The following is a 22969-nucleotide window of genomic DNA, read 5'->3' as shown; positions in this document are numbered from 1 at the left end:
GCGCCGCCCTCCCTTCGGGCGGCGCACGATACATTCCATTCTTCATGCGCTGGCACAGGTGAATGCGATGCGGATCGGATTCAATTTCACACTCACGGAGACGACAGAAATGGTTCGGCGCATGATCGCCGAAGGACACATCGATTATTGCGAATTGCTGATCGATAATTTTCTTTGCGTCCCGCCGGCGGAGCTGGCGCGAGCGTTCGATTGCCCGACAGGGTTTCATATCATGTTTTCGGAGTTCATCGACGAGGATCTCGACGCGCTCAAGGATTTCGCGACACGCCTTCGTCCGTTCATTCGCGACATGAAGCCGCTTTATGTTTCCGACCATGGCACGAGCTTCACTCATCACGGAGTGAATCTCTTTCATTTGGGAGAGCTGGATTACGCGCGGGATTATGATCGCGTGCGCGTGCGCGTCGATCTTTGGCAGGAAATGCTCGGCCAACGCATTTTCATCGAGAATTATCCATCGATCTTGGAAGGAGGATGGGAAGCGCCGCGCTTTTTCGAGCGGCTGATGCAGGACACGGGAGCAGGCGCGCTTTTCGACGCATCGAACTCGGTCTGCGCCAATCTCAATTGCGGCGCGCCTCTCGAAGCCTGGGACAAGGTGATCGCGTCCACAAATCACTTTCACGTCGCCGGCTACAGCCGCGCGGTCAACCCGCCGCATATTGTTCACGACTCGCATGCGGAAGAGTTGGCAGAAGATACGCTCGCCTTCCTTCGCGGACGCCGGCATATTTTCGACAAGCCGGACGCGACGATCACTTACGAGCGCGACGGCAATATCGAATACGACTCGATCATCGCCGATTTGCGGCGCTTGCGCGAAATTTTCACCAGCGGGACCGAGGAGCGGCAGGATGAACGAGCCATCGCTTGCGCGAACTGATCGTGAGTTGTTCGACGTTCTGACATCTCCTTCGCGGATATTGGACTATCCACCCAATTCTCGCGCCTATGGCCGGATCGACGTCAGTCTGCGCGCCTATTGGCACTCGACTTTCGATATCTGTCCGGAACTGCTGGAGTTGTCTGGTCCCGACGGCATGACGATTTTCGCGCCTTTCATGGAGTGGGCGCGCGAGCAGGGCATTCGCTTCACCTGGTCTTACTATCTCTGGCTGTATCGATGGCTGCGGCAATCGGTGTTCCGCGACCGCCTCGGCGACGAACTTTTGATTTCGCTCATGGGCGCCTCGGCCGCGCGGTGGGCGATTAGAGACCGCGGCGCGGCGCATGGCCTCGCTATCGGCTGCGCGGCCACGCCGACTTTTGTCGTTGGGTGGAAATGCCGCAGCCTGAGCGCGGGCCGTCAGGTCGAATTGGTGGAACTGGACCAGCCAATCGCCGTCGGAGATGCGTTTTTCGGCTTTTTCACCACTCCCGGATCGGAGATTGCGGAGTTCCCCGGCTGGCGGAGCCTCCCGCTATGAACGGAAGGGGATTCTGGCGAGGATTTTGTCCCTTGCTCGCGACCCTGTCCATCGCGCCGGTTTCGTTTCAGATCGACTTGGCGATGATCGCAAGATTAGGCGCCGGCGCGCCGGCGGCATATGCCCTGCTCGCGCGCGTCGCCCTCCTCGACGCCGTACTCGTCGCGGCGGTGGGGGGCGTCGCCTCCGTCATCGTCGCCAAGGAGCACGACACTTGCGGAAGGTCGAGAATCGTCGCGCAATTATGGGTTGTGGCGCTTGTTGTCGGCGGGGGCGCCGGTGCGATTGGCTGCTTGACCTATCCGTCGGGGCTGACCCTGATCGGTGGAACGACTGACGCCGTCCGTCTCGCTCGATCCGCGCTCGGCTGGTATCTGGCCGCGATCCCATTCCGCGTCCTCTCCGGCGTCGGCCTGTTCATCCTGTTCGCGACTGAGCGCGGGCGCGTCGCGCTTTGCTGGAAATCCTTCGAGATCGTCCTCAAGGCGGTGGCCGCCTATATGCTCGTCTATCCGCTCGGTTTCGGCTTCGAGGGATGTTTCATCGCGGGCTTCGTCGCCGCGACGGCCGGAGCGACTGTGACGTTTGCGGCGGCGCGCTGGGATCACGACGCGGCTCCGCGGCTTCCCTCCTGGGCCTTCGCGCGGTCGTTTCTCGCGCAATCGCTATGGGAAGCGGCGAGAGTTTTGTCGCCTCAACTTCTCGTCCTGACATCGCTCGCGCTTTTTGCAGCGCCATGGATCGGGCGTTTCGAAACGGCGCGCGCGGACGCTTACGCCGCCGGGCAAATTCTCGTCCTGCTCCTTTTCACGCCCTTCACCGCGCTCACTAGATTTCTCGCCTTGCGTCTTTCGGAATGGCCGCGAGCGGAGATTGCGTCCCAAATCGTTCATTTATGGCGACAGGGAATTCCCGTCGCCATCGCCGCGGGGACAATCCTGCTGTCGAGCAGCGGTTGGATCGGACAGGCCATATACCAGCAGGAGGGACGCTGGTGGTCGACATTCGTCGCCGCGCTCGCTTTGTCGCTTCCCATCAGATTTGCGACGAGCGTCATGCGCGGGGCCTTGCAGGCCGACGGCCGCTTCGCCGACGCGGCGGCGGTCGACGGCCTTGTCGCCTGTTTCGTCGCCTTGCCCTTGACCGCGCTCGGATTGCATCTCGACGAGCCGGCGGTCGCTTATCTCGCCTTGATCGTGCCGGAAGCGATTTGCGCGGCCGTTCTTTGGAGACGCCTCTCGGACCGACGCGAGCCGACGCCCCAACCCGCTTTGCAATGTTGAGCCCGCCGGCCGCGGCGCGCAACGTCGCGCTGGCTGACTGCGCGGCGATGAAAAGGAAAACGCAATGAGCGTCGAACGCATTCGCACACAAGTTCTCATTCGCGGAGGCGGCTACGCGGGGCTGACGGCGGCAATGCTGTTGGCGTGGCGCGGAATCTCCTGTCTCGTGGCGGAGCGCCACGAGGCCGCCTCCCGCCATCCCAAGGCGCATGGCGTCAATCGGCGCAGCATGGAACTGCTGCGCGTCGTTCCGGGCCTGGAAAAAGATCTCTTCGGCGCGTCCCGCGCGGCGGCGAACGACGTTCTCGCTTATATCGCGGCAACGGTCACGGGACCAAAAATCCGAACGCTCATCGCCAAAAGCGATTTCGACGGCCCCAATGTTTCGCCGGCGCAGGTCTGCACGGCGGGGCAGGATCGGGTCGAGCCCATTTTTCTCGAGCATGCGAGAGCGCTCGGCGCCGATGTGCGGTTTTCGACGATGCTCACGCAATTCGTTCAGGATCGGGACGGCGTCACCGCGCGTCTCCATGACGTGGCCGCCGAGGACGACATCGAGGTGCGCGCCGACTATATGATCGCGGCGGACGGCGCGAATGGCGCGACGCGGGAGCAACTCGGGATCGAGATGCGGGGTCCCGGCGTCATCTCGCACTCCGTGTCTATTCTGTTCGAAGCCGATCTGGCGACGATTCTTCCCGGCGCCGGTTTCGTGCTTTGCTATCTGCGCAATGCGGCGTTCACGGGAGTCTTCGTCAGCTGCGACGATCCCAATCGTGGGCAGCTCAACATCGCTTTCGATCCCGCGGCGGAGTCGCCCGACGAATTCGATGCGGCGCGCTGCGCGGCGCTCGTCAGGGCCGCTCTGGGCGCCGGAGACATCGACGTGAAAGTGATCGATATTCTGTTTTGGCGAAAATCGGCGCTAATCGCGTCGCGCATGGCGCAGGGTCGCGTCTTTCTCGCCGGAGACGCCGCCCACCTCATGCCACCCGTCGGCGGGCTCGGCGGTCAGACCGCGCTTCAGGACGCCGCCGATATCGCCTGGAAGCTCGCCTATGTGCTGAAGGGCGACGCAGGGCCGGCGCTTCTCGACACCTATCAAGCGGAGCGCCTTCCCGTCGCCCATATCGCCCTGTCCCGCCAGCTCGCCAATTATGTGGAACGCCTGCAACCTGATCGGGACGAGATCAGAGTACGCGCGCATGAAACGGACTATCTGAGCGCCGCGCTCGGCTATCGCTATCGCTCCGCCGCCATCGTCTCCGATGCGACGGACGACGGCGCGGCGACGGAACACCCGCTGCAGCCGTCGGGCTCGCCCGGTACGCGCCTGCCGCATGTCGAGCTGCGCCGAAACGGCCTGAGCGTCTCCACACATGATCTCATTGGGCGTGACTTCGTGCTGTTCGCGGGTCCGCGCGGCGGCGCGTGGATAGAGGCCGCGCGACGCTCGGCGGAGGGAGGCGCGCCGCTCGACTGTTTCCGCCTGGACGTCGATGTCGACGACCCGTCCGCAACATTTCTCGATAAGGTCGGGCTCGGCGCGGACGGCGCATTATTGGCGCGACCGGACGGGTATATCGCCTGGCGCTCGCCGAGCGAGGACGAGGACCCGTCGCGCGTCCTCGAAAATGTTCTGGCGCGCATTTGCTGTCTCCCCGTCGGCGCCATCGGCGCGACTCCAAAGGCGCTCGCCGCGGAGCATCGGCGATGATTCCGGCGGCCGCTTCGCTGGCGTCCCTCGACGCGATCCGGGAAAAGATCCGCGACCACGGTTATTTCTTCGCGCCCGATCGCGTGGACGACGCGGATTACGACGACATCTGCAACAAGCTCGGGCCGATCATCCACGAATGCGAAATTCGAGTCGAGGCGGGAGCGACGAGTTATTTCAAACGGGAGGCACCTCTTGCCTATCATACCGACTCGCCCTTCGCCCGCTACGTCGTTTGGCTATGCCTCGTGCAGCAGGATATTGGCGGCGAAATGCTTCTCAAGGACACGACGCATGTTTTCGACGGCGCGACGCCGGCGGAAATCAACGCCTTAAATCGCGTCGCGGTGCGGTTTCCGGCGATCGAGGGCGCGCATGGAGCCGGGAGTCTGCCGCTTCTTTCGGGCGATCGACATGGCGGCTGGCGCGTCAATTATGCGCCCTGGCTGATTGTCGAGGAGTCGCTTTCGCCGGCTGCCTGCCGTGTGCTCGCGGCGCTCGGCGACTTTCCCGGGGAACACGGCGTCGCCATCGCGTTACGCCCGGGAAGCGTGTTGATCATCGACAACAGGCGTATGTTGCATGGTCGCGGAGAGCTTGCCGGCGACCGGCGGCGCCTGCTGCGCCGTTGGATCGGCGACTGAGACGATTGCGAAGGTCGGCGCTTCACGTGGTCTGGCGTCGATTCCGCGCCGAAGGGTCCCGCCGCGAATGAACCGCGACTTCGTCTCCAACACGGACAGAATGAACGGGTGATTGCACCTCGGGCGTAAGAATCATCTCTTCGCCGGGCGCCGCCGTGCCCGCGGTCGTCGCGCAGAACGGCCCAGAGATAGCCCGTCTTCGTCCGGCCGCGGCCGGGATCGAGCGCCGGCGCCCAAGTCTCGCCATGAACAGGCGGCCAGACCGCTTCATCAGCGCGCTCATGCGCTCGACGATCGGCGCGAAATGGAAGGCCGTCGTTTCCATCAACGTCCCCGCCGGTTGGCGATCAGCTACGCGACGGCGCGTAAGGAGAACGGCGTGGGCCCGCACGAGTTCGTGTGTCGGCGTGTGCATGAACCGCGGTTCAGACTATTTGCGCTGGTACGACAACGGAGCGTCGCGCGACGCTGTCTGCGCCACTCGCGCGTGGCTGAATTTCGGCGTCGGCCGCGCCGCGATGCGCAATTTCGGTGTGCTGATGCGCGCCCTGAAAGGCTGCGGAACACCGAACGAACTCGTCGACCTCGCCGAAAAGGAGGTCAGCTCAAGGTTTGTGATTTTTTGTACGGTAACTTGGACAGAGCGTGAACACCCGCGATTATGCTGCTTCGTCGATGAGGTTGAGGGGTCGGAAGCCGTCGCCTGAGATATCCGGCTCGGTCCAGAGGTAGTCGCCCGTCAGGCTGATGCGCCGGGCCGGATTTGGACGGCGCCATCGGAGGTTTGAGGCGCCGCGAGGATCGAGCAACGAGCTGCCGAAAGAGGAACGACAGTCGATAACGCCGGAGTTACGCGCGATTTGCGGTGACGCGAGCGCTCGCGATCTCTGGATGGCGGCATCGAAACGCGCGCCGCGGCGATCGCTCCCGTTCGGCGCGGGAATGCGTCCGTCGAAGTTCGCGGATACGGACGAGCGGTGATCCATCGGCCTCATGAGGTGTCGCATCTTTGCGTCGAGTGGCGCGGCTTCGAAGGACGCGGCAGAGGGCCGAGATCAACCATGCGGCCGCCGCAGCAGGGGCAGATGTCGATGCGCTTGCCGGTGAGCGTGGCGTAGCGCTCGCGATAATCGGCGGGCTCGGCGCCCAGCGGCGGTTCGGCAATATCGAGAGCGGCGCGGATTTTCGCGAGCTTCTGTGCGCGGCGAGCGTTGGCGAGAAAGCCGAAATGACGAATGCGCCGAAAGCCCTTGGGCAGGACGTGCATGAGGAAGCGGCGCATGAACTCGCCGGCGTCGAGGGTCATTGCCTTGGACTTGTTGCTGGCGCGATAATCTTTCCACCGAAAGCGCACGGCGCCGTCGTCGCACGCCAGCAGCCGTCCATTGGCGATAGCGACACGATGCGTGTAGCGGCCGAGATACTCAAGGACCTGTCGCGCGCCGCCGAACGGGCGCTTGGCGTAGACGACCCATTCGATGTCGTACGACGGGGCGAGATATCGCGCGAACGCAGCCGGCTCTCGCAGCGCCGCGAGATCGCCGAAGAACGTCAGATCGCCGGCGTCGGATGCTGCTGTCAGGCGCTCGAGAAACAAGCGACGATAAAGCCGGGACAGAACATGCACGGGCAGAAAGAAGCCGGGCCGGCAAGCGACCCAGCCTCCATCCGGCCCGAGGCCGCCGCCCGGCACGATGCAAAGGACATGCGGATGATGCGTGAGAGTCTGCCCCCAAGTGTGCAGGATGGCGATCATGCCGGTCTCGGCGCCGAGATGTCTCGGATCGGCGCCGATGACGCGGATCGTCTCGGACGCCGCCTTGAACAGAATATCGTAGACGAGCGCCTTGTTCTGAAGAGCGATCGCAGCGATCGGCGCCGGCACGGTGAAGACGACGTGGAAATAGGGAACCGGCAGGAGCTCGGCGCGACGATCGACGAGCCACTGCGCGCGCGCGAGCCCTTGGCATTTGGGGCAATGCCTTTGCGACAACTGTTGTACGAGACGCGAACCTCGCCGCAGTCCTCGCACCGCTCGACATGCCCACCGAGCGCCGCCGTCCGGCACGTCTCGATGGCCGCCATCGCGCGGCGTTGGTCGAGCGACAGCCGGGCGCCTTGCGCCGCGCGAAACACAGCGCCGTAGCGGCGAAAAATATCGGCGCGCCGCCGATCCGGGATGGCGGCAAGGCAGGATGCGAGATCGATCGTCGTCATGGGGCAACCTCTGATTCGGGTTGCTCCCCATAGATTCAGACACTTCCAGGCATGAAAAGCGAAAAATAACATCAATTCATCAGACAAAGTATAGAGCGTTGAACAGCCCTGCTCGCCCATGCCACACGAGTCCAGACGCCGAGCGTTTCTTCGCATCCACTTCGACGTGCATGTAGAGCGGCGCCAGCCGACGTGGACGCGGTTTTTGTGTCGGAAACGTATCGAAACAGAAGCCGAGTCGTCCGCCGTTTCAATGAAAAAGCGGAACGACTTCATGCCCCGATGCGCCATGACCCGAATGGAGGAGCCCGACATGCCCTCGAGGCGCATGCTTTCACATGCGTGCTTTACAGATCAATTGCCGAAGCGATAGCTCAAGCCGAGCTTGATTTCTCCCTCGCCGGACTCGCGCCTCAACTTCACGCCGGGTGAAATCGGCGTGAAATATTCGCGTTGCGTCGGTAGACCATCGACGCGATATTCGATCTTGGCGCGCCATCGGTCGTCTAACGCATATTCAACGCCGAGGCCCAGCGTAGGGCCGACGACAATATCGTTGCGATGAGCCGCAAAGGCGCCCGAGTAGTAATGTCTCGAGACATCCGCGAGGAACAATCCGCCTGTTGCATAGAAGAGAATGCGATCGAAGGCATAGCCGACGCGGCCACGCATCGACCCCTGTAGGCCGACCCTGTCCACGACGCTGTCGCCGAAGACCGTCTCCGCCGAGCTGCGGGCGTTCGCGAAATTGATATCCCCGATGAGGCCGAACACAAGCGGACCGCTGTGCCAATCATAGCCTGCGTGTAGGCCACCGATTAAACTGTCGCCGTGAATGGTCCTCGACGTGAGCGTCGCTCCGGTCGGGACAAACACATTCCGCAGGCGGGTCGCAGTCCGCGCATAGCCGATCTGTGCGCCGACATAGAAGCCTTCGAACAGAAAGACAGGCGGCGGGGGAACGAAAACAGGCGGGGGAGGGACGAAGTAGCTGCGCGGCAAATCAGCGGCGTCGGCGGCCGTCGTGCAGAAAATCAGGACCAGGGCGGTGAAGCGGTGTTTACATGTCATCTGCTGTTCTCGGTGGAGAAGATGAGAGTAGGTATGCGTAACTGACCTTCCAGGCATGTGCGGTCTGACCGCTAAATGAAGTCTATGCTTGCTAGATTGCATGAACATTGCAGCGACAGCGTCGATTGCATAATAAAATCTCTTGTCAGATAGATTTTTAATGCAGACATTATTTTTCTCCCGTTCGCTCGAGGATCGTCATGCGCAATCTTTTCTGTTCCGCCATCCCCGCTTTTTGCCTTGTCTGCGCCCGCCTGCAAAGGGGCTGGGGACGCACACTTCTGTCGCATAGCGACAGGCGACATCGCCTCGTCTGAGCAAGGCCGCAATCTGCTCGCCGAATAACACGCCAACGCGCTGCCAACCGCCAGCAGCCGGGCAGTGACGCTAAACGGGATCCGCCATGTCTTCCGATACCATTCGCGCTGCATACGCGGCCGCCGCGCTCGCCTCGACAACCCTTCTTGTCGGCTGCGCTTCCGACATCATGAAGAATTATGTCGGCAGGCCGGTCGAAGATGTCATCATCGATTACGGCCCACCCTCCACCGTGCTCGAACTCGGCCGTGACGAGCGCGCATATCAATGGCGCAAGGTTTCAACCGATGTAGTGGCCGGCTCGACCAGCGGTGAGATCAAGAATACTTGGCGCGGCGCGCGCTACGAAGAAACGGTGACACCGGGTTATGTCCAGGAGCGGGAATGTTTCTACACATTTTACGCACGCGGCGGGGGCAAGGATTGGTATGTGACGAGCTTTCGCAAGCCGAGGCTCGAATGTGAGTGAGGCGTTCGAGCCTGTCGGAAAATCGCCGCAAGGCAGCCTCGGATATCCGCTACGGGCGGCGCCTGCGCGTGACGAGACGTGAGGGATACAATGCGCATTCTGCTGCTCGAAGACGAGCCGGAGATGGCTTCCGTGCTGAAATCGGCGCTGGGTCGCCGCCATATCATCGTCGACCATGTGGCGACGATCGCCGACGCCGAGGCGGCCGCCGCCTTCGGTCTCTATGACGCGCTCGTTCTCGACCGCCGCCTGCCCGACGGCGAGGGGCTCGATTTGATCCCAAAGCTGAGGGCCAGCCATGTCGATGCGCCGATCTTGATGCTGACGGCGCTCGGCGGCCTGGACGACCGTGTCGCTGGCCTCGATGGCGGCGCAGATGACTATTTGACCAAACCCTTCGCCGTCGAGGAGCTGATGGCGCGGCTCCGCGCCTTGAAGCGCCGGCCAGCAAACCTGCGTTCCGAGACGATCGTGATAGGCCGCCTCACCTATGATTTTCACCACCGCGAGGCGCTGGTCGGCGACAAACCACTGGAACTGCTTCGCCGCGAGCAACTGGCCTTGGAGGCGCTGGTTCGCCGCCCAGGCAGGGCGGTGCTACGCGCGACGCTGGAGGAATCGGTCTACGCCATGGATGACGAGATCGGCTCCAATGCGCTGGATTCTCATCTTTCACGGCTTCGCCGCAAGCTCGACGAGGCCCGCGCCGGCGTCGAGATCAGGGCGATCCGCAATCTCGGCTATCTCCTGCGCGCCACCTCATGAAAAAGTCCAATCCATATTCGTTGCAATGGGTGCTGGTGCGCAGGCTCATCCTGCTGCAGGCAGCCACGCTGCTCGTCTTCCTCGGCCTGCTCACTCTGGTGTTTTTCATCGCGCAGCCGCGTCTTGCTGTCGATAACGAGGTGGCTACGCAGCTGGTGGCGGGCGCCTTGGGCCGAGACGGCGATGGTCGGCTCATTTTGCGCGACACGTTTGAGCTCGAGAGCTTCCGCAAAAGCTTCCCCGGCCTTTGGTTCGTGGTGCGAGACGAAAAGAGCCAGGAGCTCAGGCGAGGCAATGTCCCTGCCGCCTATGTTAGCGGCGGCGACGAGCTGCTCAGACAAGTCGATCGTGCAACCTTGACCTTCGAGCCGGAATGCCCGCACCCTGCCGCGTCCTACGCCAATCTGGATTCGCCCGCGGGGCGAGTAGGCGTGCTGGCGTCTACTATCGCCTCACGTGACGAAAATACGGGCGTCGAGATCAATGTCGACCTGCATATCGATCTCGCCCGTAACGCTGATGGCAGCACCAACTGGCTGCGCGTCGGGCCGATCCTGGTCATCGTCACGCTCGTCGCGCTGCTACCGATCGTCACTGTCATGGGTTTCACGACGCTGCTGACAACGCCGGCGGTCGTGCGCCGTTCGCTCGCCGGGCTTGTCGCCACCGCCGAGGAAGCCGGCGCCATCGACATCGACAATCGTGCCGTGCAACTGCGGACCGAGGACGTGCCGCAGGAGATCGCGTCGCTGGTGCAGGCATTCAACCGTGCGCTCGCCCGCCTCGGCGAAGGCTATGAGAAGCGCAATCGCTTCCTCACGGACGCTGCACATGAACTGCGCACTCCGATCGCCATATTGCGCACACGCGCTGAATTGCTGCGCGAGGATCCGGAAAGCCGGCGCCTGCTGAAGGATATCGAGCGGCTGTCGCATCTAGCGCAGCAATTGCTCGATCGTCAGGTGCTCGATCATTCTACCGGCCCGCGCGACGTGGTCGATCTGGTCGATCTGGCGAGGATGCTCGCCGCCGATTTCGCGCCGCTGGTGCTGGAGGCCGGGTATGAGTTCTCGTTCGAACCGTCCGACGGCAAAGCGCCGGTCTGCGTCCGGCCGCAGCAGATCGAGCGCGCCGTGGCCAATCTTTTGCGCAACGCCATTGAGCACGGCGGCGGCTCGGGCTGCATCACTGTCGTGGTCGACGAAACAGGCGGAGTGGAAGTCCACGACGAGGGACCTGGAATCCCTCTCGACGAGCGCGAACGCGTGTTCGATCCGTTCTATCGACTACGCCCGCGCTCGAGCGGTGCAGGTCTGGGCCTGAGCCTCGCTCTCGAGATTACGCGCCTGCACGGCGGCGCCATCGAAATCCTCGACGGCGCGTGGATAGGCACACATATCCGGCTGCAGTTGCCTCTGGCGGAAGCTAAGAAGCCTGCCATCAAATCCAGTTGCGTCGCGCGAACCAGTTGAGCTCCGCACTGCGCTCGAGACAACCTGACGAGGATCCCTCATTTAGATACGACTCTCGACACGGCCGCATTCTTGGTGGCCGCGAAACATCAGGAAACCAGTCGATGCCGTGCGAGGAGCTATGCCGGAAAGTGGGTGATGACGGCGTGAGGAGAGCGGCGTAACGGGGTTGGTGTCCAGCCTGTCACGTTGCTCTTAACTGGGCTCTGCTTCACTCTCGGTGCAAATTAGCGGATTGTTGCGGTTTGGCTTGAGATGTCGCATCTTTCGGAATGAAAACATCAACTCGCTGGGCTCCTGCGCCAAATTTGCAGATTCTGACAGTCGAGCGTTTGGAGGCGGAATGGGCGGTCTCTCTGACCGCCGACGCGCATGCAATATGCCCAGCATGCGGGGTGCAATCGAATTCGCGGCATAGTTCCTATCATCGAAAGCTCCGCGATCTTCCCGCGCAGGGGACGCCAATCGACGTTCGAGTTCGCTTGACGCGCTGGCGATGCCGCAATCAAAATTGCGACCGGCGCATCTTCGCCGAACGCATTCCAGGGCCCGCAGCCCCGTTCGCGCGACAAACAACTCGCCTTGCGGGAGTTGTTCGCCTATTCGGGCATAGCGTCGGCGGACGGCCATCCGAAAGGCTGATGGGCCGCCTCGGCATGCGGGTCGGTCACACCACGATTTTGAGAGAGATTAAGCGAAGCGCACGCGCGGGCGCTGCGCCTGCCCATGTCAAAGTCGTCGGCGTCGACGATTGGGCATGGAAGAAAGGCACGAACTACGGAACGGTGATGGTTGATCTCGAGCGGCGACTGGTCGTCGACGTTCTTCCTGATCGCTCCGCGGCGTCGACCGCCGCGTGGCTCAGGGAACATCCCACTATCGAGATCATAAGCCGCGATCGCGCCGGGCTCTATGCCGAGGGCGCGCACGAAGGAGCCCCGCAAGCACGGCAGGTCGCCGATCGCTTTCACCTCCTGCAAAATTTCCGTGAGGCGGTCGAAAGGCATTTGATCCACCCTGGACCGCCGCTGAAAAGAGCAAGCGAGGTTGACGCGAATGGTTCGACGGGGCCAAATGCCAAGAATGGCTCTCGCACCGTTTCCGACGGCGAGAGGCATCGGCGCTCTACACAGCGAGCGGCGCGCGCCGCTCGCGAGGCCAGGTTCGAAGAAATCAAAGTTCTGTTCGAGGCTGGCAAGACAATCACCGCGATCGCGAGGGAATTGGGGCTTGGGCGCCGGCGAGTGGAGCGTTGGACGCGCTTTCTTGTTTTACCGGAGCGCAACGTCATGGCGCCCACGGCGAGCACGCCCGCCCGTTTCGAGGCATTTCTGGCGCGGCGCTGGGCCGAAGCGTGCAGGTCCGTCCGCCAGCTGTTCGAAGAAATCAAGCAACAGGGATACGCGGGCTCCTACAGCAATCTGGCGCGCTTTCTCGCGGCATGGAGAGATCCCGACGGATCGCTCGACGTCGTCGCCGAAGCGCCTTTCGTTTCATCACCGTCAAAATCGGCGGCGTCAGACTTCAACGCGTGCGCGAAGGCGCCCGCAATCGATCCAATGAATGGTCGCCGTATTTCTCCGCTGACCGCAGCCGCGCTTTGCGTCAAGCCGCGGGGACAAATGACGCCGCGGCAAATCTGCATTGTCGATGCGCTAACGGCGGAGTCGATGGACTTCGCGGTGATGCGCCAGTTCGCGATGCGATTTCGCGGCTTATTTCGTGGCGGCTCGCTGGAAAAGTTGGACGAGTGGATATGGGACGCAACTTCTTGCAGCGTTTACGCCATGCGCCGTTTTTCGAAGACTCTGCGACAAGACATCGACGCCGTGCAAAATGCCGTGGTGGGGCCATGGAGCAACGGACAGACAGAACGGCAGATCAATCGGTTGAAAACGCTCAAGCGCTCCATGTACGGACGCGCGAGCATCGAACTCCTTGGTGCGCGGATGCTGCCTTTGCAGGATTCTAATTTGCACCGAGAGTGAAGCAGAGCCCGGAAACCGCGATAAGACGACCCATCAGCTATGGGCCCGGCATTGTTTCATTTATTCCCGGCCGGAACAACTGCCCCGGGTACAAACGAAAAGAGCATCCACACGGGCGTGCGGATGCTCCCATCGACCGGCAATCTATGAAAGCGAGCGGATCAGCCGCGGAACACCGGCGTCGGGCCGGAGCCGCGCTGTGCCGGCAGCCGCTCGCGCAGCGCCGCGATCCGCGCCTCGCCCTGGATCAGCGCCGCCTTGTTGGTGTGGACCGAATAATAGCCGGTCACCAGAACGTGCGGGTGCTCGATAGCGGATGCCACAACGAAGCGGGCGCCTTCGGCCGATGCCTGGAGCGGGATCGCCCCTACACCCTCGAGCAGCGCCAGTTCGCCGGTATGGACGACCACGTCGCCCACCAGCGCGCCGTGGCTGATCGCCAGCCACGCCACGTCGTGATCGGCCGGGGGCGTGTAGGTCCAGCGTTCGCCGGGCGCGAGCGTCACCAGCAGATAGTTGATCCCGGCCGGCGCCCGCACCGGGCTGACGGCGCCGTCAAGTTCGCCCAGGATCACCGTTGCCGGGCCGACCACCGGCATGTCCTGCGCCTCGATATACTGGCTGTCGACCGCCGCGTTTTCCAGTTCGGGCGGCAGCGCCAGCCACAGCTGAAAGCCCTTGATCTGCGGCGAACTGCCCTTCGACATTTCCTTGCCGTGCCACACGCCGCCACCGGCGCGCATCCATTCGACACCGCCATAGCCGATCGAGCCAGAGCCCGCGACGGGATCGTCGAAATGCAGGTCGCCTTCGGTCAGCACGGTGACGGTGGCGATGCCCGAATGCGGGTGGATCGGCATGTCGCCGATCGATGCGGCCTCGGGCGAGAACAGGTCGAGGAACACGAACGGCTTCAGCATCTGGCCGAGATCACCGGGGCTCATCAAGCGGATGATCGGGCGGTGGCCCTGGCCCGACGTCTTGTAGCGGACACGGCGGTGCGTGGAGATCGCGGCGGGTGCGTTCATGGCTGCATTCCTTTCATTGCGCCTCGGGAGCGATGCGCAAGAAATGCCGCAGCGAACGCCATCGTAGAAGCCTCTGATAATCGATTGCCGCCATCGGAGTACCCGATGGGGCATCGCCGCACTATTCGGCGTTCTGGGTGCAACGCTTCAGGCGCTCGATCATCCACCGTCCCGCTGGCCCCGGCGGGTCCGACGCGCGATAGATCGCCGACATGGGCAGCGAGGCGCCGCCAGGCGGAATATTCTGGATCGACAGTTCGACCAGCCGGCCTTCCTCCAGATCCTGCCTAACGGTGTGATCCGGCATCCCGCCCCAACCGAGACCGCGCAGCAGGAACGCGTGCTTGGCGGCGAGATCGGCCAGCCGCCATGTCGATGGCGCCATCACCCCGAATTGCTGGCCGTCGGACAGGCTGGATCGATCGGTGAGGACGAGTTGCGTGTGCCGCGCCAGTTCCTCCGGCGGGATCACGCCGCGATGCAGGCTGAGCGGATGGGTCGCCGCCGCGACCATCAGCAGCTTGACGTCGGCGATGCGTTCGGCGGTGACATCAGGCGGAAGCACGGGCAACGAACCCACCAGAGCAAAGCCCGCCCTGCCTTCGAGCACCGGCTGCACCGCCGAGCCCAATGCCTCAACATAAAGCCGCAGTGGCGTGGAGGGAAACTCGGCGCCGAATTGCTCGGCCACATCCGCCACGACATCGATCGGCACGAACACGTCGATCACAGCGATCAGTTCGGGCTCCAGTCCCCCCGCCATGCCCTTGGCGCGAGCGCGCAGCTTGTCGAGCGCAGTCGCCACCGCGCGCGCGTCGGCGATCAGCGCCGCGCCTTCCGGCGTCAACCGCGGGTAGCGGCCGGTGCGATCGAACAGCGCCACCGACAATTGCGCTTCAAGATTGGCGATCGATTCGCTGACCGCGGACTGGGTACGCCGCAGCGCGCGTGCCGCCGAGGAGAAGCTGCCTTCGTTCACCACCGCGATGAACGTGCGCAACTGGCCCAGCGAAATGGCGTCGATCATCGGCACACTCCCACCATCGGGAAATTCGATGGTTTCGATCGAATAATAGAGGCTGCCGCGGCCGCCGCAAGCGTGCGATCTGGGTTTCGGCAGGGAGCGGCGGCGCTTCGATTTCCGCAGAACCGAAGCCGAAGACGCCGTCTTGCCCAGTAAAACGGTAATTGTGAATGTTACACACCATCGAAAGGATCGGTCGCGTGCCAACCAGTTCCCGCTTCGTCGTTGCCGTCCACGCGCTTGCTGCCATGGCGGTGGGCGACGGCGCGCCGCTGCGATCCGAGGATCTGGCGGCGTCGGCCAATACCAGCGCGGTCGTCATCCGGGGGTTGCTGTCCCGGTTGCATCAGGCGGAGCTTACCACCTCGCAACTGGGCGCCGGCGGGGGAGCCTTGCTGGCGAAGCCGGCATCCCGGATCCGCCTGCTCGATGTCTATGCAGCGGTGGAGGATACCACGCTGTTCACGCTGCACCGCACGCCGCCGCTGGGCGGCTGCGCGGTGGGCGGGAATATCCAGGAAGCGATCCGCCCGGTGCTCGACCGCGCCCGCACCGCCATGGAGGCGGAGCTGGCCGGGGTGACGATCGCCGACATCGCCGCCGACGTCGCCCGCCTCGGCAAGTTCGCAGTCCCGCTCAAATGGGGCTGATCTGCCAGTAGAAGCTGGCGCGACCCTTACACTTTCAGCTTTCGGTTACGGCCAGCCCATGGGGCGCTGCCGTCCCCTTTCGCATGCCCCATTTCCTCAGGAGACATGACATGACTATCGGTATCATCGGATCGGGAGCACTCGGTTCCAACGTCGCCCGCGCCCTCGCCAAGAAGGGCATCCCGGCTATCATCGCCAACAAGCGCGGTCCGGATTCGCTCACGGCGCTGGTCGCAGAACTGGGCGAGACGATCACGGCTAGCACGGTGGCCGAGGCGGCAAGCGCCGACATCGTCGTGCTGGCGATGCCCTGGGTCGCGCTGGAGGACGTGCTCGGCGGCCTGCCCGCCTGGAACAACCGCATCGTGATCGACGGCACCAACCCGGTCCTGTTCCTCGAACCCGGCTCGGCTGAAGCGAGCGATCCCACCAATCCGCTGGCCGCCTATGGCATCAAGGCCGTCGATCTGGGCGATACCCATTCGAGCGCCCTGGTCGCGAAGCTGGTTCCCGGCGCGCGCGTGGTGAAGGCGTTCAACCATCTCGACGTCAACGTCCTGCCCGAGCCGGAAGCCGCCGGTGGCCAGCGCGTGCTGTTCTATTCGGGTGACGATGCCGACGCCAAGACACAGGTTCGGGGCATCCTGGAGACGATCGGTTTCCTGGCGATCGATCTCGGCTCGCTGGATGTAGGTGGTCGGCTGGCTTCCCTGCCGTTCGGCGCGCTCGCCATGCACAATCTCGTGCGCATCTAAATCCCCACTCCCGCCGTTCCGGCCGGAGCGGCGGGCCTGGGCGGATTTCGTTGAAAAACTCGGCGACACGGCATCGGCGACCTCCGTTCGAGGCGTTTTTCAAGATTTGGGCAAGCGATCCTCGGCGGGATGGCGGCATGGGCCGCCATCGTGGGCGGCTTATGCCGCCATCGGCATGGTCGGCGGCCTCAGTCGAGCGAGCCTTCTCAAGTTCTGTGCGGTCGCGGCGAGCAGGAACTCGTCTTTGGCGCCGCACGGTCCCGCGTAACCGCAAGCGCCCAAGGCGCAATATGCGCTTGAGATGAGCAAACAGCATTTCGACCTTCTTCCGCCTCTGACAGGCCGTTTCATATTCAGGTGTCCCAACGAGCGCTCGCGCAACGTCGCAGGAATCTTCGTGCAGATCGCGTGGAACCTTCCGCGCCACGGCGTTGGGGCAGCACTGCGCTTTGAGTTCGCAAACGTCGCAATCCTTTTTGCTAGCGCGGTAGCGGCGCGTGCCGTCTGCCGCAACTCCGGTTCGCGGCGTCGCGTAGGTGCGCCGGAACTGGACCAGCTTTTTACCCGCCGGACAGATATAGCAGTCGGCCTCGGCGTCGAACGCGAAGTCCGAACGCGAGAACGTGCCGCCGGTTCGCGTCGACTTGTCGAAAACGGGAATGTAGGGCGTAATCCGCTTGTGTTTGACGAGCCAGGCGAGATTGTCTGCCGAACCGTATGCAGTGTCGGCGACAAGATAACCCGGCTTCAGCCCGAAGCGCTCCTCCGTGCGCTCTACCATCGTTCTCGAAGCGCCGACCTCGGCCTGTCGGATGGCGCGCGTCGCTTCGACGTCCACGATTACTCCGTGATCCGTATCGATCAAATAATTGGTCGCGTACGCGAAGAAGGCGTGGCCCTTATGCGCGCCGGTCCATTGCGCCGCGGGGTCCGATCGCGCGATGAACTTCGGCGTCACGGGCGAAGCAGCGCCGAATGCGGCGTCATCGAGCGTCGCAAGATATTCGCGCGCCGCGCGGCACGCGTCATCTTTGATTTCGGCGGGGTCCCATTCGCTGCTCGGAACGGAGCGTTGCTTGTTGGCGTCGGCAGCGATCAGACTTGCATCGACGGCGAAGCCGCCGGCGCTGACAAGGCCTTCGGTCATGCAACGCTCGACGATAGATTCGAAGAGCTGGCGCAAAATGTCGCTCTCGCGAAAGCGACCGTGCCGGTTCTTGGAGAAAGTCGAATGGTCCGGGACCTTGCCGTCCAGCCCGAGGCGGCAGAACCAGCGATAGGCGAGATTGAGATGCACTTCCTCGCACAGGCGGCGTTCCGAACGAATGCCCAGGCAGTAGCCGACAAGAAGCATGCGGATCATCAGCTCCGGATCCACCGAAGGACGACCGGTGCTGCTGTAAAACGGCTTCAGCGCGGTGCGAATGCCGTCGAGATCGAGATGCCGGTCGATTCCGCGTAACTGATGGTCCTTCGGCACATGGTCATCGAGGCAGAAATCGTAGAAAAACCGGGCGGTTGCTGCCTGAGTCCCCATCATCGCCACATCCTCCGCAAATCAGCAGAGGAAGTGAATCACGAGCCCCGGCGCCCGGCAACGCCAGAGTTTTTCAACACAATCGGCGCATTGCAGACGCGGCGCCGTCCTTCCCGCTTCGGCCGGAAGGGCGGCGTTCGTCCGTGTCGTGCTGGGCTGGCTCTTCGGTGGCAAGCGCGCCAACGGCCTCGCCGATGCTCGGCTGGAAGCGCTGCGCCGCTACGCCGTGATGTGTGAATCGGCTCGACGCCTTGACCCCCAATCGGCAAGGGGGCACAAGACCAAGCCGTTGCCTGTTCCTATATATTCTTGTGGCCTCCACGCCGATTGGGGGTCAACGTGGCGCGCCGAATGACAGGCGCGCAAGCCACGCAAACTGGTGGCGATCGCGTTGGCCAACAAGAAGGCGCAGGCGGTCTGGGCCATGCTGACCAGGAAAGAGGATTACAGACAAGCAGACCCCGTTCCGGCCTGATCGGCAACGATCCGGTCCGGGCACGTCGGCGTGCGAGGAGGTCAGTGAACGGTAAGGGCAAAGCGATCGGTCAGGGCGGGCCTGGAAAAGCATGCGAGTCATCGAGCTTCAAAGCTCGCAGAACTGATCTGCACTAGGTCCGCGCTTCTCCATACCGGCCAGCGGTCTGCATCCGGCCGCAAGTAAAGGCCTGATACATGACCGCACCCGATCGTACGCCGGCGCCGATCAAAGACCACTTGCGTGAACGGGGTCATCCATACATGACCCGGGTTGAAGATGGCTTGCGAGTCAGTCGGTCGTCAGGTTTTGGTCTTCTCCTTTGCAGGTTTGTCCGCCTTCGCCGAGCTGTCCTTGAACCGGAAGCTGTCGTTTCCAGTTTCGAGAGCCCGTCAATTTCAAGGCTCCGAGGGCGCGGCGATGGGGATGAAATTGTAATCGGCGAAGATCGCCTGCGCGCGCGGCGTCATTAGATACAGAGCAAAACGGGCCGCCGCGGCCTGCTGCTCGGGCGCTTTGTCGCGCAATAGCGCCAGGGCGTAATCGGCGCGCATGGCGAGCGCCTCCGGCGCCGGCACGCTGACGAGATCTGGATCGGGATGCGTCTCCCGCCGGCTGCAATAGCCGATGAAGAGATCGACCGTTCCATCGAGCAGAAACTTCTTTGTCGGCGCGGGGGCGCTTTGTCCGGCTCGCGCATTCGGCTGCATTGCCGATGGCTCCGGCGGGGCTCCACCCACGAGGGCTCTCGCTTTCGCTCGCAGGATTTGCTCTGCGCCCTTATGCGCCTTCTCGGCCCTGGCGAACAGAGCCATGGCGTAATCGCCGCCGGGATCGGCTTTGGGAGTCGACGTGCCGATCTTTGTCGCGGGATCAAGCATGTGGTCGAGAAGCCGGTCGGTCGTCAGCGCATGATCGGCGCGCGCCGTGGCGCAGAGCGTGTTGCGGACGAAAATGACCGGCGGCGCAGCCTTTCCCTCGGCAGCGAGCCGCTCGGGATGCTGCCGATCCGCGGAAAGGAAGAGACCGGCCTCATTCCCCTTTTCTATGCCCTCGCGCAGCAGGCCCGAAGGGCCGAAAACCATGGTGATCGTCTCGCCCGTCTCCTGTTGGTAGCGCGCGACAATCGCGCGCAGGGCGCCGCCGAGGCTGCCCGCCGCATGAATGTGAAGCGGAGGCCCGCCAGGAGCCTCCTCCGCCACGCATGGCGGGAACGGAGAAAGAAAGAGTGACAATGCGACGATGCGCCGGACTCGTGAGATCGACATGATCAGAGCTCCATCTGCATGGAAAGACGCAGCGTGCGTGGCGCGCCGAGTGTGCCCGAGCCGAAGTCCGTACTGTTGTAGCCGTTCTGGCCGGTCGGCGTGACATTGGCCCAATAATGCGCATTGGCGACATTGTAGACGTTGAGGCGCCATGTCACAGCGCGATCCAGCAGACGCGCGCTGTAACGTAGACCGAGGTCGGCGACGGTGTAGCCGTCGACGAAGGTCGTGTTCGCGTAATTGCCGGGCCTGTCGCTGGCGAAATTGATGTTGGCGTTCGCGGCGAGGCCGGGCGCGAACGGGATCTGATAATCCATGAGAATGTTGAATACGACATGGGACAGGCCGAGGATCTGCTTGTTGTTCGTCAGCGCCGAGCCGGTGTCGTAGAGCCTCGGATCGAGCAAGGAGAGACCGGCGAAAATGGTGAGGTCGTCGGTCGCCTTTCCCGAGGCGGTCAGCTCGACGCCGCGATTGATCTGCTTGCCGTTGACGCCATAGACATTGTTGACCGTGTAGGCGTAGGGTCGCTCGATCTGAAACAGAGCCGCTCGCAGATCGATCCGGTCGAGATCGATCTTATAGCCGAGCTCCCATTGCTTGGCGCGGAAGGGAGCGAGAACGGCCCCGGCGTTGGCGACGCCGTTCGGCGCCGTGTCGCCCTGCTGCAGGTTTTCCGAATAGGTCAGATAGGCGGTCTGATTGCGCATCGGCTTGAACAACAGGCTCGCCGTCGGACTCACGCCGCTCGTGTCATAAGCGCTGGTCGTCACGCCGGCGCTGTTCAGGTTTCGCGCGTTGATCCAGCTCTGTGAAAGAGCGAATTGCGCGCCCCAATGTTCGCCGAAGCCAATGACGTCGCCGACGGTGAGCGATTGCTGAAATGTTTCGACCGAAAGAAAGCGATTCTTGAAATCGGGAAAAGAACGGGCGGCAAACAGCGCCGGATTGGCGAGATTGGCGCTGCCGAGCGTGACGGCGCCCAGCACATAGGGGCGATAGCGGTCCCAGATGAAGCCATTATTGGCGAAGACGACATCATGAGAGACAGGTCCAGTGAAGAAGCGCCCGTTCAGGGCGGCCTGATTGCTGAGTACCGTGTCCAAGGAAAATGTGGTCGTCGCGGCCGTCGTCGTATAATTTCCAAAATTGTCGGTCAGCGTATTGGTCGGAACAGTCGAGGCGCGATCGTTGGATTGGCGCAAGAGGCCCAATGTCAGACGCCAGTCCTGATCGAAATCATGACGCAGCCTGCCGCTGAAGATCGCCGTCTGATTGTCGTCGCCCCCAAAGGTCTGCCCATAGCCCTGCCGGGAAGGATCGGGCGCAGCCGGAAAAATCGTGGCGTTGCGGCCGAGCGTGAATGTGCCCGGCAGGTTTTTCGTCACGAAATTGTAGAAGCTCGCATTGGTTTCGAGCACGGTGCTCGGCGTCGCATGAATGTCGAAGGCGAGACTCGCCAGTTGGCGCTTCGACTGGCTGCCGTCGACATACGTATCGCCATTCTGCTCTAGCAGATTCAGTCTGTAGCCGAATCGGCGTTCGGGGTCGAGAAAGCCGCCGAGATCGGCGTGGCCGAGCCAGGCGCTTTGCGACAGATAGGAAAAATTGAATTCGCGCAACGGCGCCTCTGTCGGCCGCTTGAGGATGTAGTTGAATGTGCCTGCCGGATTGGACGGACCATAGATCGCGCTCGACAAGCCGTTCAGCACTTCGATGCGCTCGAATTGCTCCAGCGGATAATCGGTCGTCGCCGCGATATTCAGCCCGTCGACGCGCGTGTTCTGCACCACTCCCGCCTGCATCCCGCGCGTCTGCGGACGGATATTTTCGCCCTGCACCGAGGGAATGAGCCGAAAGGCTTCGCGCAGGCTGAGCAATTGCTGGTTCTTCATGAGATCGAGCGGAACGACGGTGATCGAAAGCGGTGTATCGACCAGGGCCCTGTCGCCGAACGGCCCGACATAGGCGTTTTTGACTCGATAGCCGCCTTCGACGGTCGCGGCGCTGGTCGGCGCGCCGGTCGCGGCGACATCGACGGTCGGGAGCTCGGTCGGCGCGTTCTGCGCTCGAACCGCCGAGATCGAAAGCGCCGCGAGACTCACGCCGAGCGCGGAAATGCCGAGCGCGCCGAATTGTCTCTGTTTCTGCGCAAAGAGCATAGGCGTCACGCGTCGAGCGCGTCTGCGGGGGCCTTCGATAGAAATGCCGGCTCTTTGGCCCATTGCGTTCGCTCCAAATCGTCGCCGATCCGGTGGCGGGGAATCTCGACCGGCGTCCGGCGCATCTGAAGTCGACGCATTATGTATTTCAATTACATAAATAATGCACTCCGCCGAAATATTGAGCATCGGCTCTCGTGAGCCGAGGCGGCCCGGCTCCGCTTTTCCGGCGCGGTGACCGGCTGGCTACGGCGCGAGCGGGAAGACTATTCGCCGCAGGCGCATCGCCACTTTCGAGGCATATGCCATTTGCGGGACCGCTTGCGCCGTCCCACCGGGGCGCCTTCTTCACGTTTGAGCGAGCGCATTTGCTCAACGGCACACGGGGTCGATCGCGTCCTTGCCGCCCATCTGCTTCGGACACATCGCGAGACGTTCGATCATCCAGCGGCCCGCCGGTCCCGGCGGATCAGACGCCCGATAGACGGCGGACATAGGCAAGGCGAGCCCGCCGGAAGGTATGTCCTCGATCGCGAGCTCGACCAGCCGGCCGGCGTCGAGATCGGATTGGACGGTATGACGAGGCATTCCGCCCCAGCCCAGTCCGTTCAAAAGAAAGGCGTGCTTCGCGAAGAGATCGGCGAGGCGCCAAGTGGTCGGCGCCATGACTCCGAACTC

At 62.9% G+C, this 22969-nt stretch carries 18 protein-coding genes and 4 pseudogenes; 13 read left to right on the top strand and 9 right to left on the bottom strand.

Translation table 11 applies throughout. The features are described from left to right. The first annotated feature begins 67 nt into the window (after nucleotides 1-67). The 5 genes from mbnB (at nucleotide 68) to A1351_RS15355 (ending at nucleotide 5092) form a co-directional block, all read left to right on the top strand. Nucleotides 68-904, top strand: coding sequence for a methanobactin biosynthesis protein MbnB (gene mbnB, locus A1351_RS15375; RefSeq protein WP_064033402.1), 837 nt, complete (start codon nucleotides 68-70; stop codon nucleotides 902-904). Further along, nucleotides 876-1448 carry a methanobactin biosynthesis protein MbnC gene (mbnC, locus tag A1351_RS15370; RefSeq protein ID WP_083967349.1) on the top strand — a complete coding sequence of 191 codons (573 nt, stop codon included), beginning with the start codon at nucleotides 876-878 and terminating at the stop codon, nucleotides 1446-1448. The genes mbnB and mbnC overlap by 29 nt, the downstream gene beginning before the upstream one ends. Then, a complete protein-coding gene (gene mbnM / locus A1351_RS15365; protein ID WP_024881620.1) occupies nucleotides 1445-2731 on the top strand; it encodes a hypothetical protein in 1287 nt (428 codons plus the stop codon). The genes mbnC and mbnM overlap by 4 nt, the downstream gene beginning before the upstream one ends. Before the next feature lie 64 nt (nucleotides 2732-2795). Further along, entirely contained in the window at nucleotides 2796-4448 is a 1653-nt protein-coding gene (mbnF, locus tag A1351_RS15360) for a methanobactin biosynthesis FAD monooxygenase MbnF (protein ID WP_024881621.1), read from the top strand. Further along, nucleotides 4445-5092 (top strand): TauD/TfdA family dioxygenase, encoded by a 648-nt coding sequence (locus A1351_RS15355; RefSeq protein ID WP_064033397.1) that lies wholly within the window; start codon nucleotides 4445-4447, stop codon nucleotides 5090-5092. The genes mbnF and A1351_RS15355 overlap by 4 nt, the downstream gene beginning before the upstream one ends. A gap of 149 nt (nucleotides 5093-5241) precedes the next feature. Here A1351_RS15355 and A1351_RS26210 read toward each other — a convergent pair. Then, nucleotides 5242-5360 (bottom strand): annotated as a pseudogene (locus tag A1351_RS26210) (transposase); the annotation flags it as partial. 145 nt (nucleotides 5361-5505) lie between these two features. Between A1351_RS26210 and A1351_RS26205 the strand changes: the two are divergent. Next, nucleotides 5506-5799, top strand: a complete 294-nt coding sequence (locus A1351_RS26205) for a hypothetical protein (RefSeq protein WP_157096323.1) — start codon at nucleotides 5506-5508, stop codon at nucleotides 5797-5799. A gap of 284 nt (nucleotides 5800-6083) precedes the next feature. On the opposite strand, the pseudogene A1351_RS15340 reads toward A1351_RS26205, so the two are convergent. After that, nucleotides 6084-7309: pseudogene (locus A1351_RS15340) on the bottom strand (IS91 family transposase). 354 nt (nucleotides 7310-7663) lie between these two features. Continuing rightward, complete coding sequence (locus A1351_RS15335; RefSeq protein ID WP_083967348.1) at nucleotides 7664-8488, bottom strand: outer membrane protein; 825 nt, start codon at nucleotides 8486-8488, stop codon at nucleotides 7664-7666. A gap of 295 nt (nucleotides 8489-8783) precedes the next feature. Between A1351_RS15335 and A1351_RS15330 the strand changes: the two genes are divergently transcribed. From A1351_RS15330 to A1351_RS15315, 4 genes are all read left to right on the top strand, one after another. Next, nucleotides 8784-9167, top strand: a complete 384-nt coding sequence (locus A1351_RS15330) for a hypothetical protein (protein WP_024881626.1) — start codon at nucleotides 8784-8786, stop codon at nucleotides 9165-9167. Nucleotides 9168-9257: 90 nt separating this feature from the next. Next, complete coding sequence (locus A1351_RS15325) at nucleotides 9258-9932, top strand: response regulator transcription factor (protein WP_024881627.1); 675 nt, start codon at nucleotides 9258-9260, stop codon at nucleotides 9930-9932. Then, entirely contained in the window at nucleotides 9929-11404 is a 1476-nt protein-coding gene (locus A1351_RS15320) for a HAMP domain-containing sensor histidine kinase (RefSeq protein WP_026598321.1), read from the top strand. Before A1351_RS15325 ends, A1351_RS15320 begins: the two co-directional genes overlap by 4 nt. 272 nt (nucleotides 11405-11676) lie before the next feature. Further along, nucleotides 11677-13392 carry an ISL3 family transposase gene (locus A1351_RS15315; RefSeq protein ID WP_256388645.1) on the top strand — a complete coding sequence of 572 codons (1716 nt, stop codon included), beginning with the start codon at nucleotides 11677-11679 and terminating at the stop codon, nucleotides 13390-13392. A 161-nt stretch (nucleotides 13393-13553) separates the two neighbouring features. Here the strand turns inward: A1351_RS15315 and A1351_RS15310 are convergent, their stop codons facing one another. Together A1351_RS15310 and A1351_RS15305 are read right to left on the bottom strand one after the other, a co-directional pair. Continuing rightward, nucleotides 13554-14420 carry a pirin family protein gene (locus A1351_RS15310; RefSeq protein WP_026598319.1) on the bottom strand — a complete coding sequence of 289 codons (867 nt, stop codon included), beginning with the start codon at nucleotides 14418-14420 and terminating at the stop codon, nucleotides 13554-13556. A gap of 121 nt (nucleotides 14421-14541) precedes the next feature. Beyond that, on the bottom strand, nucleotides 14542-15447 hold the full coding sequence (locus A1351_RS15305) for a LysR family transcriptional regulator (protein ID WP_024881631.1): 906 nt from the start codon (nucleotides 15445-15447) through the stop codon (nucleotides 14542-14544). Between the two features lie 167 nt (nucleotides 15448-15614). Between A1351_RS15305 and A1351_RS15300 the strand changes: the two genes are divergently transcribed. Both A1351_RS15300 and A1351_RS15295 read left to right on the top strand, forming a co-directional pair. Continuing rightward, nucleotides 15615-16094 carry an Rrf2 family transcriptional regulator gene (locus tag A1351_RS15300; RefSeq protein ID WP_245267455.1) on the top strand — a complete coding sequence of 160 codons (480 nt, stop codon included), beginning with the start codon at nucleotides 15615-15617 and terminating at the stop codon, nucleotides 16092-16094. Nucleotides 16095-16204: 110 nt separating this feature from the next. Next, a complete protein-coding gene (locus tag A1351_RS15295; RefSeq protein ID WP_064033396.1) occupies nucleotides 16205-16849 on the top strand; it encodes an NADPH-dependent F420 reductase in 645 nt (214 codons plus the stop codon). Nucleotides 16850-17008: 159 nt separating this feature from the next. On the opposite strand, the pseudogene A1351_RS24040 reads toward A1351_RS15295, so the two are convergent. Next, a pseudogene (locus A1351_RS24040) lies at nucleotides 17009-18389 on the bottom strand (transposase). A gap of 355 nt (nucleotides 18390-18744) precedes the next feature. Between A1351_RS24040 and A1351_RS25425 the strand changes: the two are divergent. Beyond that, nucleotides 18745-18861, top strand: a pseudogene (locus tag A1351_RS25425) (IS110 family transposase); the annotation flags it as partial. 398 nt (nucleotides 18862-19259) lie between these two features. Here the strand turns inward: A1351_RS25425 and A1351_RS15285 are convergent. From A1351_RS15285 to A1351_RS15275, 3 genes are all read right to left on the bottom strand, one after another. Then, nucleotides 19260-20129, bottom strand: coding sequence for a substrate-binding domain-containing protein (locus A1351_RS15285; RefSeq protein WP_024881635.1), 870 nt, complete (start codon nucleotides 20127-20129; stop codon nucleotides 19260-19262). 2 nt (nucleotides 20130-20131) lie between these two features. Next, on the bottom strand, nucleotides 20132-22291 hold the full coding sequence (locus A1351_RS15280; RefSeq protein WP_064033394.1) for a TonB-dependent siderophore receptor: 2160 nt from the start codon (nucleotides 22289-22291) through the stop codon (nucleotides 20132-20134). Between the two features lie 372 nt (nucleotides 22292-22663). Beyond that, on the bottom strand, nucleotides 22664-22969 hold a 306-nt coding region (locus A1351_RS15275), incomplete at its 5' end, for a LysR substrate-binding domain-containing protein (RefSeq protein WP_245291660.1).

The sequence above is a fragment of the Methylosinus sp. R-45379 genome (assembly GCF_001644125.1).
In the GTDB taxonomy this organism is placed as follows: domain Bacteria; phylum Pseudomonadota; class Alphaproteobacteria; order Rhizobiales; family Beijerinckiaceae; genus Methylosinus.
This window is presented reverse-complemented; position numbering and strand designations above follow the sequence as displayed.

What these genes read in the sequence shown, in the direction of transcription:
- mbnB (WP_064033402.1), top strand. Translation starts at nt 68, where the DNA reads ATGCGGATCGGATTCAATTTCACACTCACGGAGACGACAGAAATGGTT.
- mbnC (WP_083967349.1), top strand. Translation starts at nt 876, where the DNA reads ATGAACGAGCCATCGCTTGCGCGAACTGATCGTGAGTTGTTCGACGTT.
- mbnM (WP_024881620.1), top strand. Translation starts at nt 1,445, where the DNA reads ATGAACGGAAGGGGATTCTGGCGAGGATTTTGTCCCTTGCTCGCGACC.
- mbnF (WP_024881621.1), top strand. Translation starts at nt 2,796, where the DNA reads ATGAGCGTCGAACGCATTCGCACACAAGTTCTCATTCGCGGAGGCGGC.
- A1351_RS15355 (WP_064033397.1), top strand. Translation starts at nt 4,445, where the DNA reads ATGATTCCGGCGGCCGCTTCGCTGGCGTCCCTCGACGCGATCCGGGAA.
- A1351_RS26205 (WP_157096323.1), top strand. Translation starts at nt 5,506, where the DNA reads ATGAACCGCGGTTCAGACTATTTGCGCTGGTACGACAACGGAGCGTCG.
- A1351_RS15335 (WP_083967348.1), bottom strand. Translation starts at nt 8,488, where the DNA reads ATGTTCATGCAATCTAGCAAGCATAGACTTCATTTAGCGGTCAGACCG.
- A1351_RS15330 (WP_024881626.1), top strand. Translation starts at nt 8,784, where the DNA reads ATGTCTTCCGATACCATTCGCGCTGCATACGCGGCCGCCGCGCTCGCC.
- A1351_RS15325 (WP_024881627.1), top strand. Translation starts at nt 9,258, where the DNA reads ATGCGCATTCTGCTGCTCGAAGACGAGCCGGAGATGGCTTCCGTGCTG.
- A1351_RS15320 (WP_026598321.1), top strand. Translation starts at nt 9,929, where the DNA reads ATGAAAAAGTCCAATCCATATTCGTTGCAATGGGTGCTGGTGCGCAGG.
- A1351_RS15315 (WP_256388645.1), top strand. Translation starts at nt 11,677, where the DNA reads ATGAAAACATCAACTCGCTGGGCTCCTGCGCCAAATTTGCAGATTCTG.
- A1351_RS15310 (WP_026598319.1), bottom strand. Translation starts at nt 14,420, where the DNA reads ATGAACGCACCCGCCGCGATCTCCACGCACCGCCGTGTCCGCTACAAG.
- A1351_RS15305 (WP_024881631.1), bottom strand. Translation starts at nt 15,447, where the DNA reads ATGATCGACGCCATTTCGCTGGGCCAGTTGCGCACGTTCATCGCGGTG.
- A1351_RS15300 (WP_245267455.1), top strand. Translation starts at nt 15,615, where the DNA reads ATGTTACACACCATCGAAAGGATCGGTCGCGTGCCAACCAGTTCCCGC.
- A1351_RS15295 (WP_064033396.1), top strand. Translation starts at nt 16,205, where the DNA reads ATGACTATCGGTATCATCGGATCGGGAGCACTCGGTTCCAACGTCGCC.
- A1351_RS15285 (WP_024881635.1), bottom strand. Translation starts at nt 20,129, where the DNA reads ATGTCGATCTCACGAGTCCGGCGCATCGTCGCATTGTCACTCTTTCTT.
- A1351_RS15280 (WP_064033394.1), bottom strand. Translation starts at nt 22,291, where the DNA reads ATGCTCTTTGCGCAGAAACAGAGACAATTCGGCGCGCTCGGCATTTCC.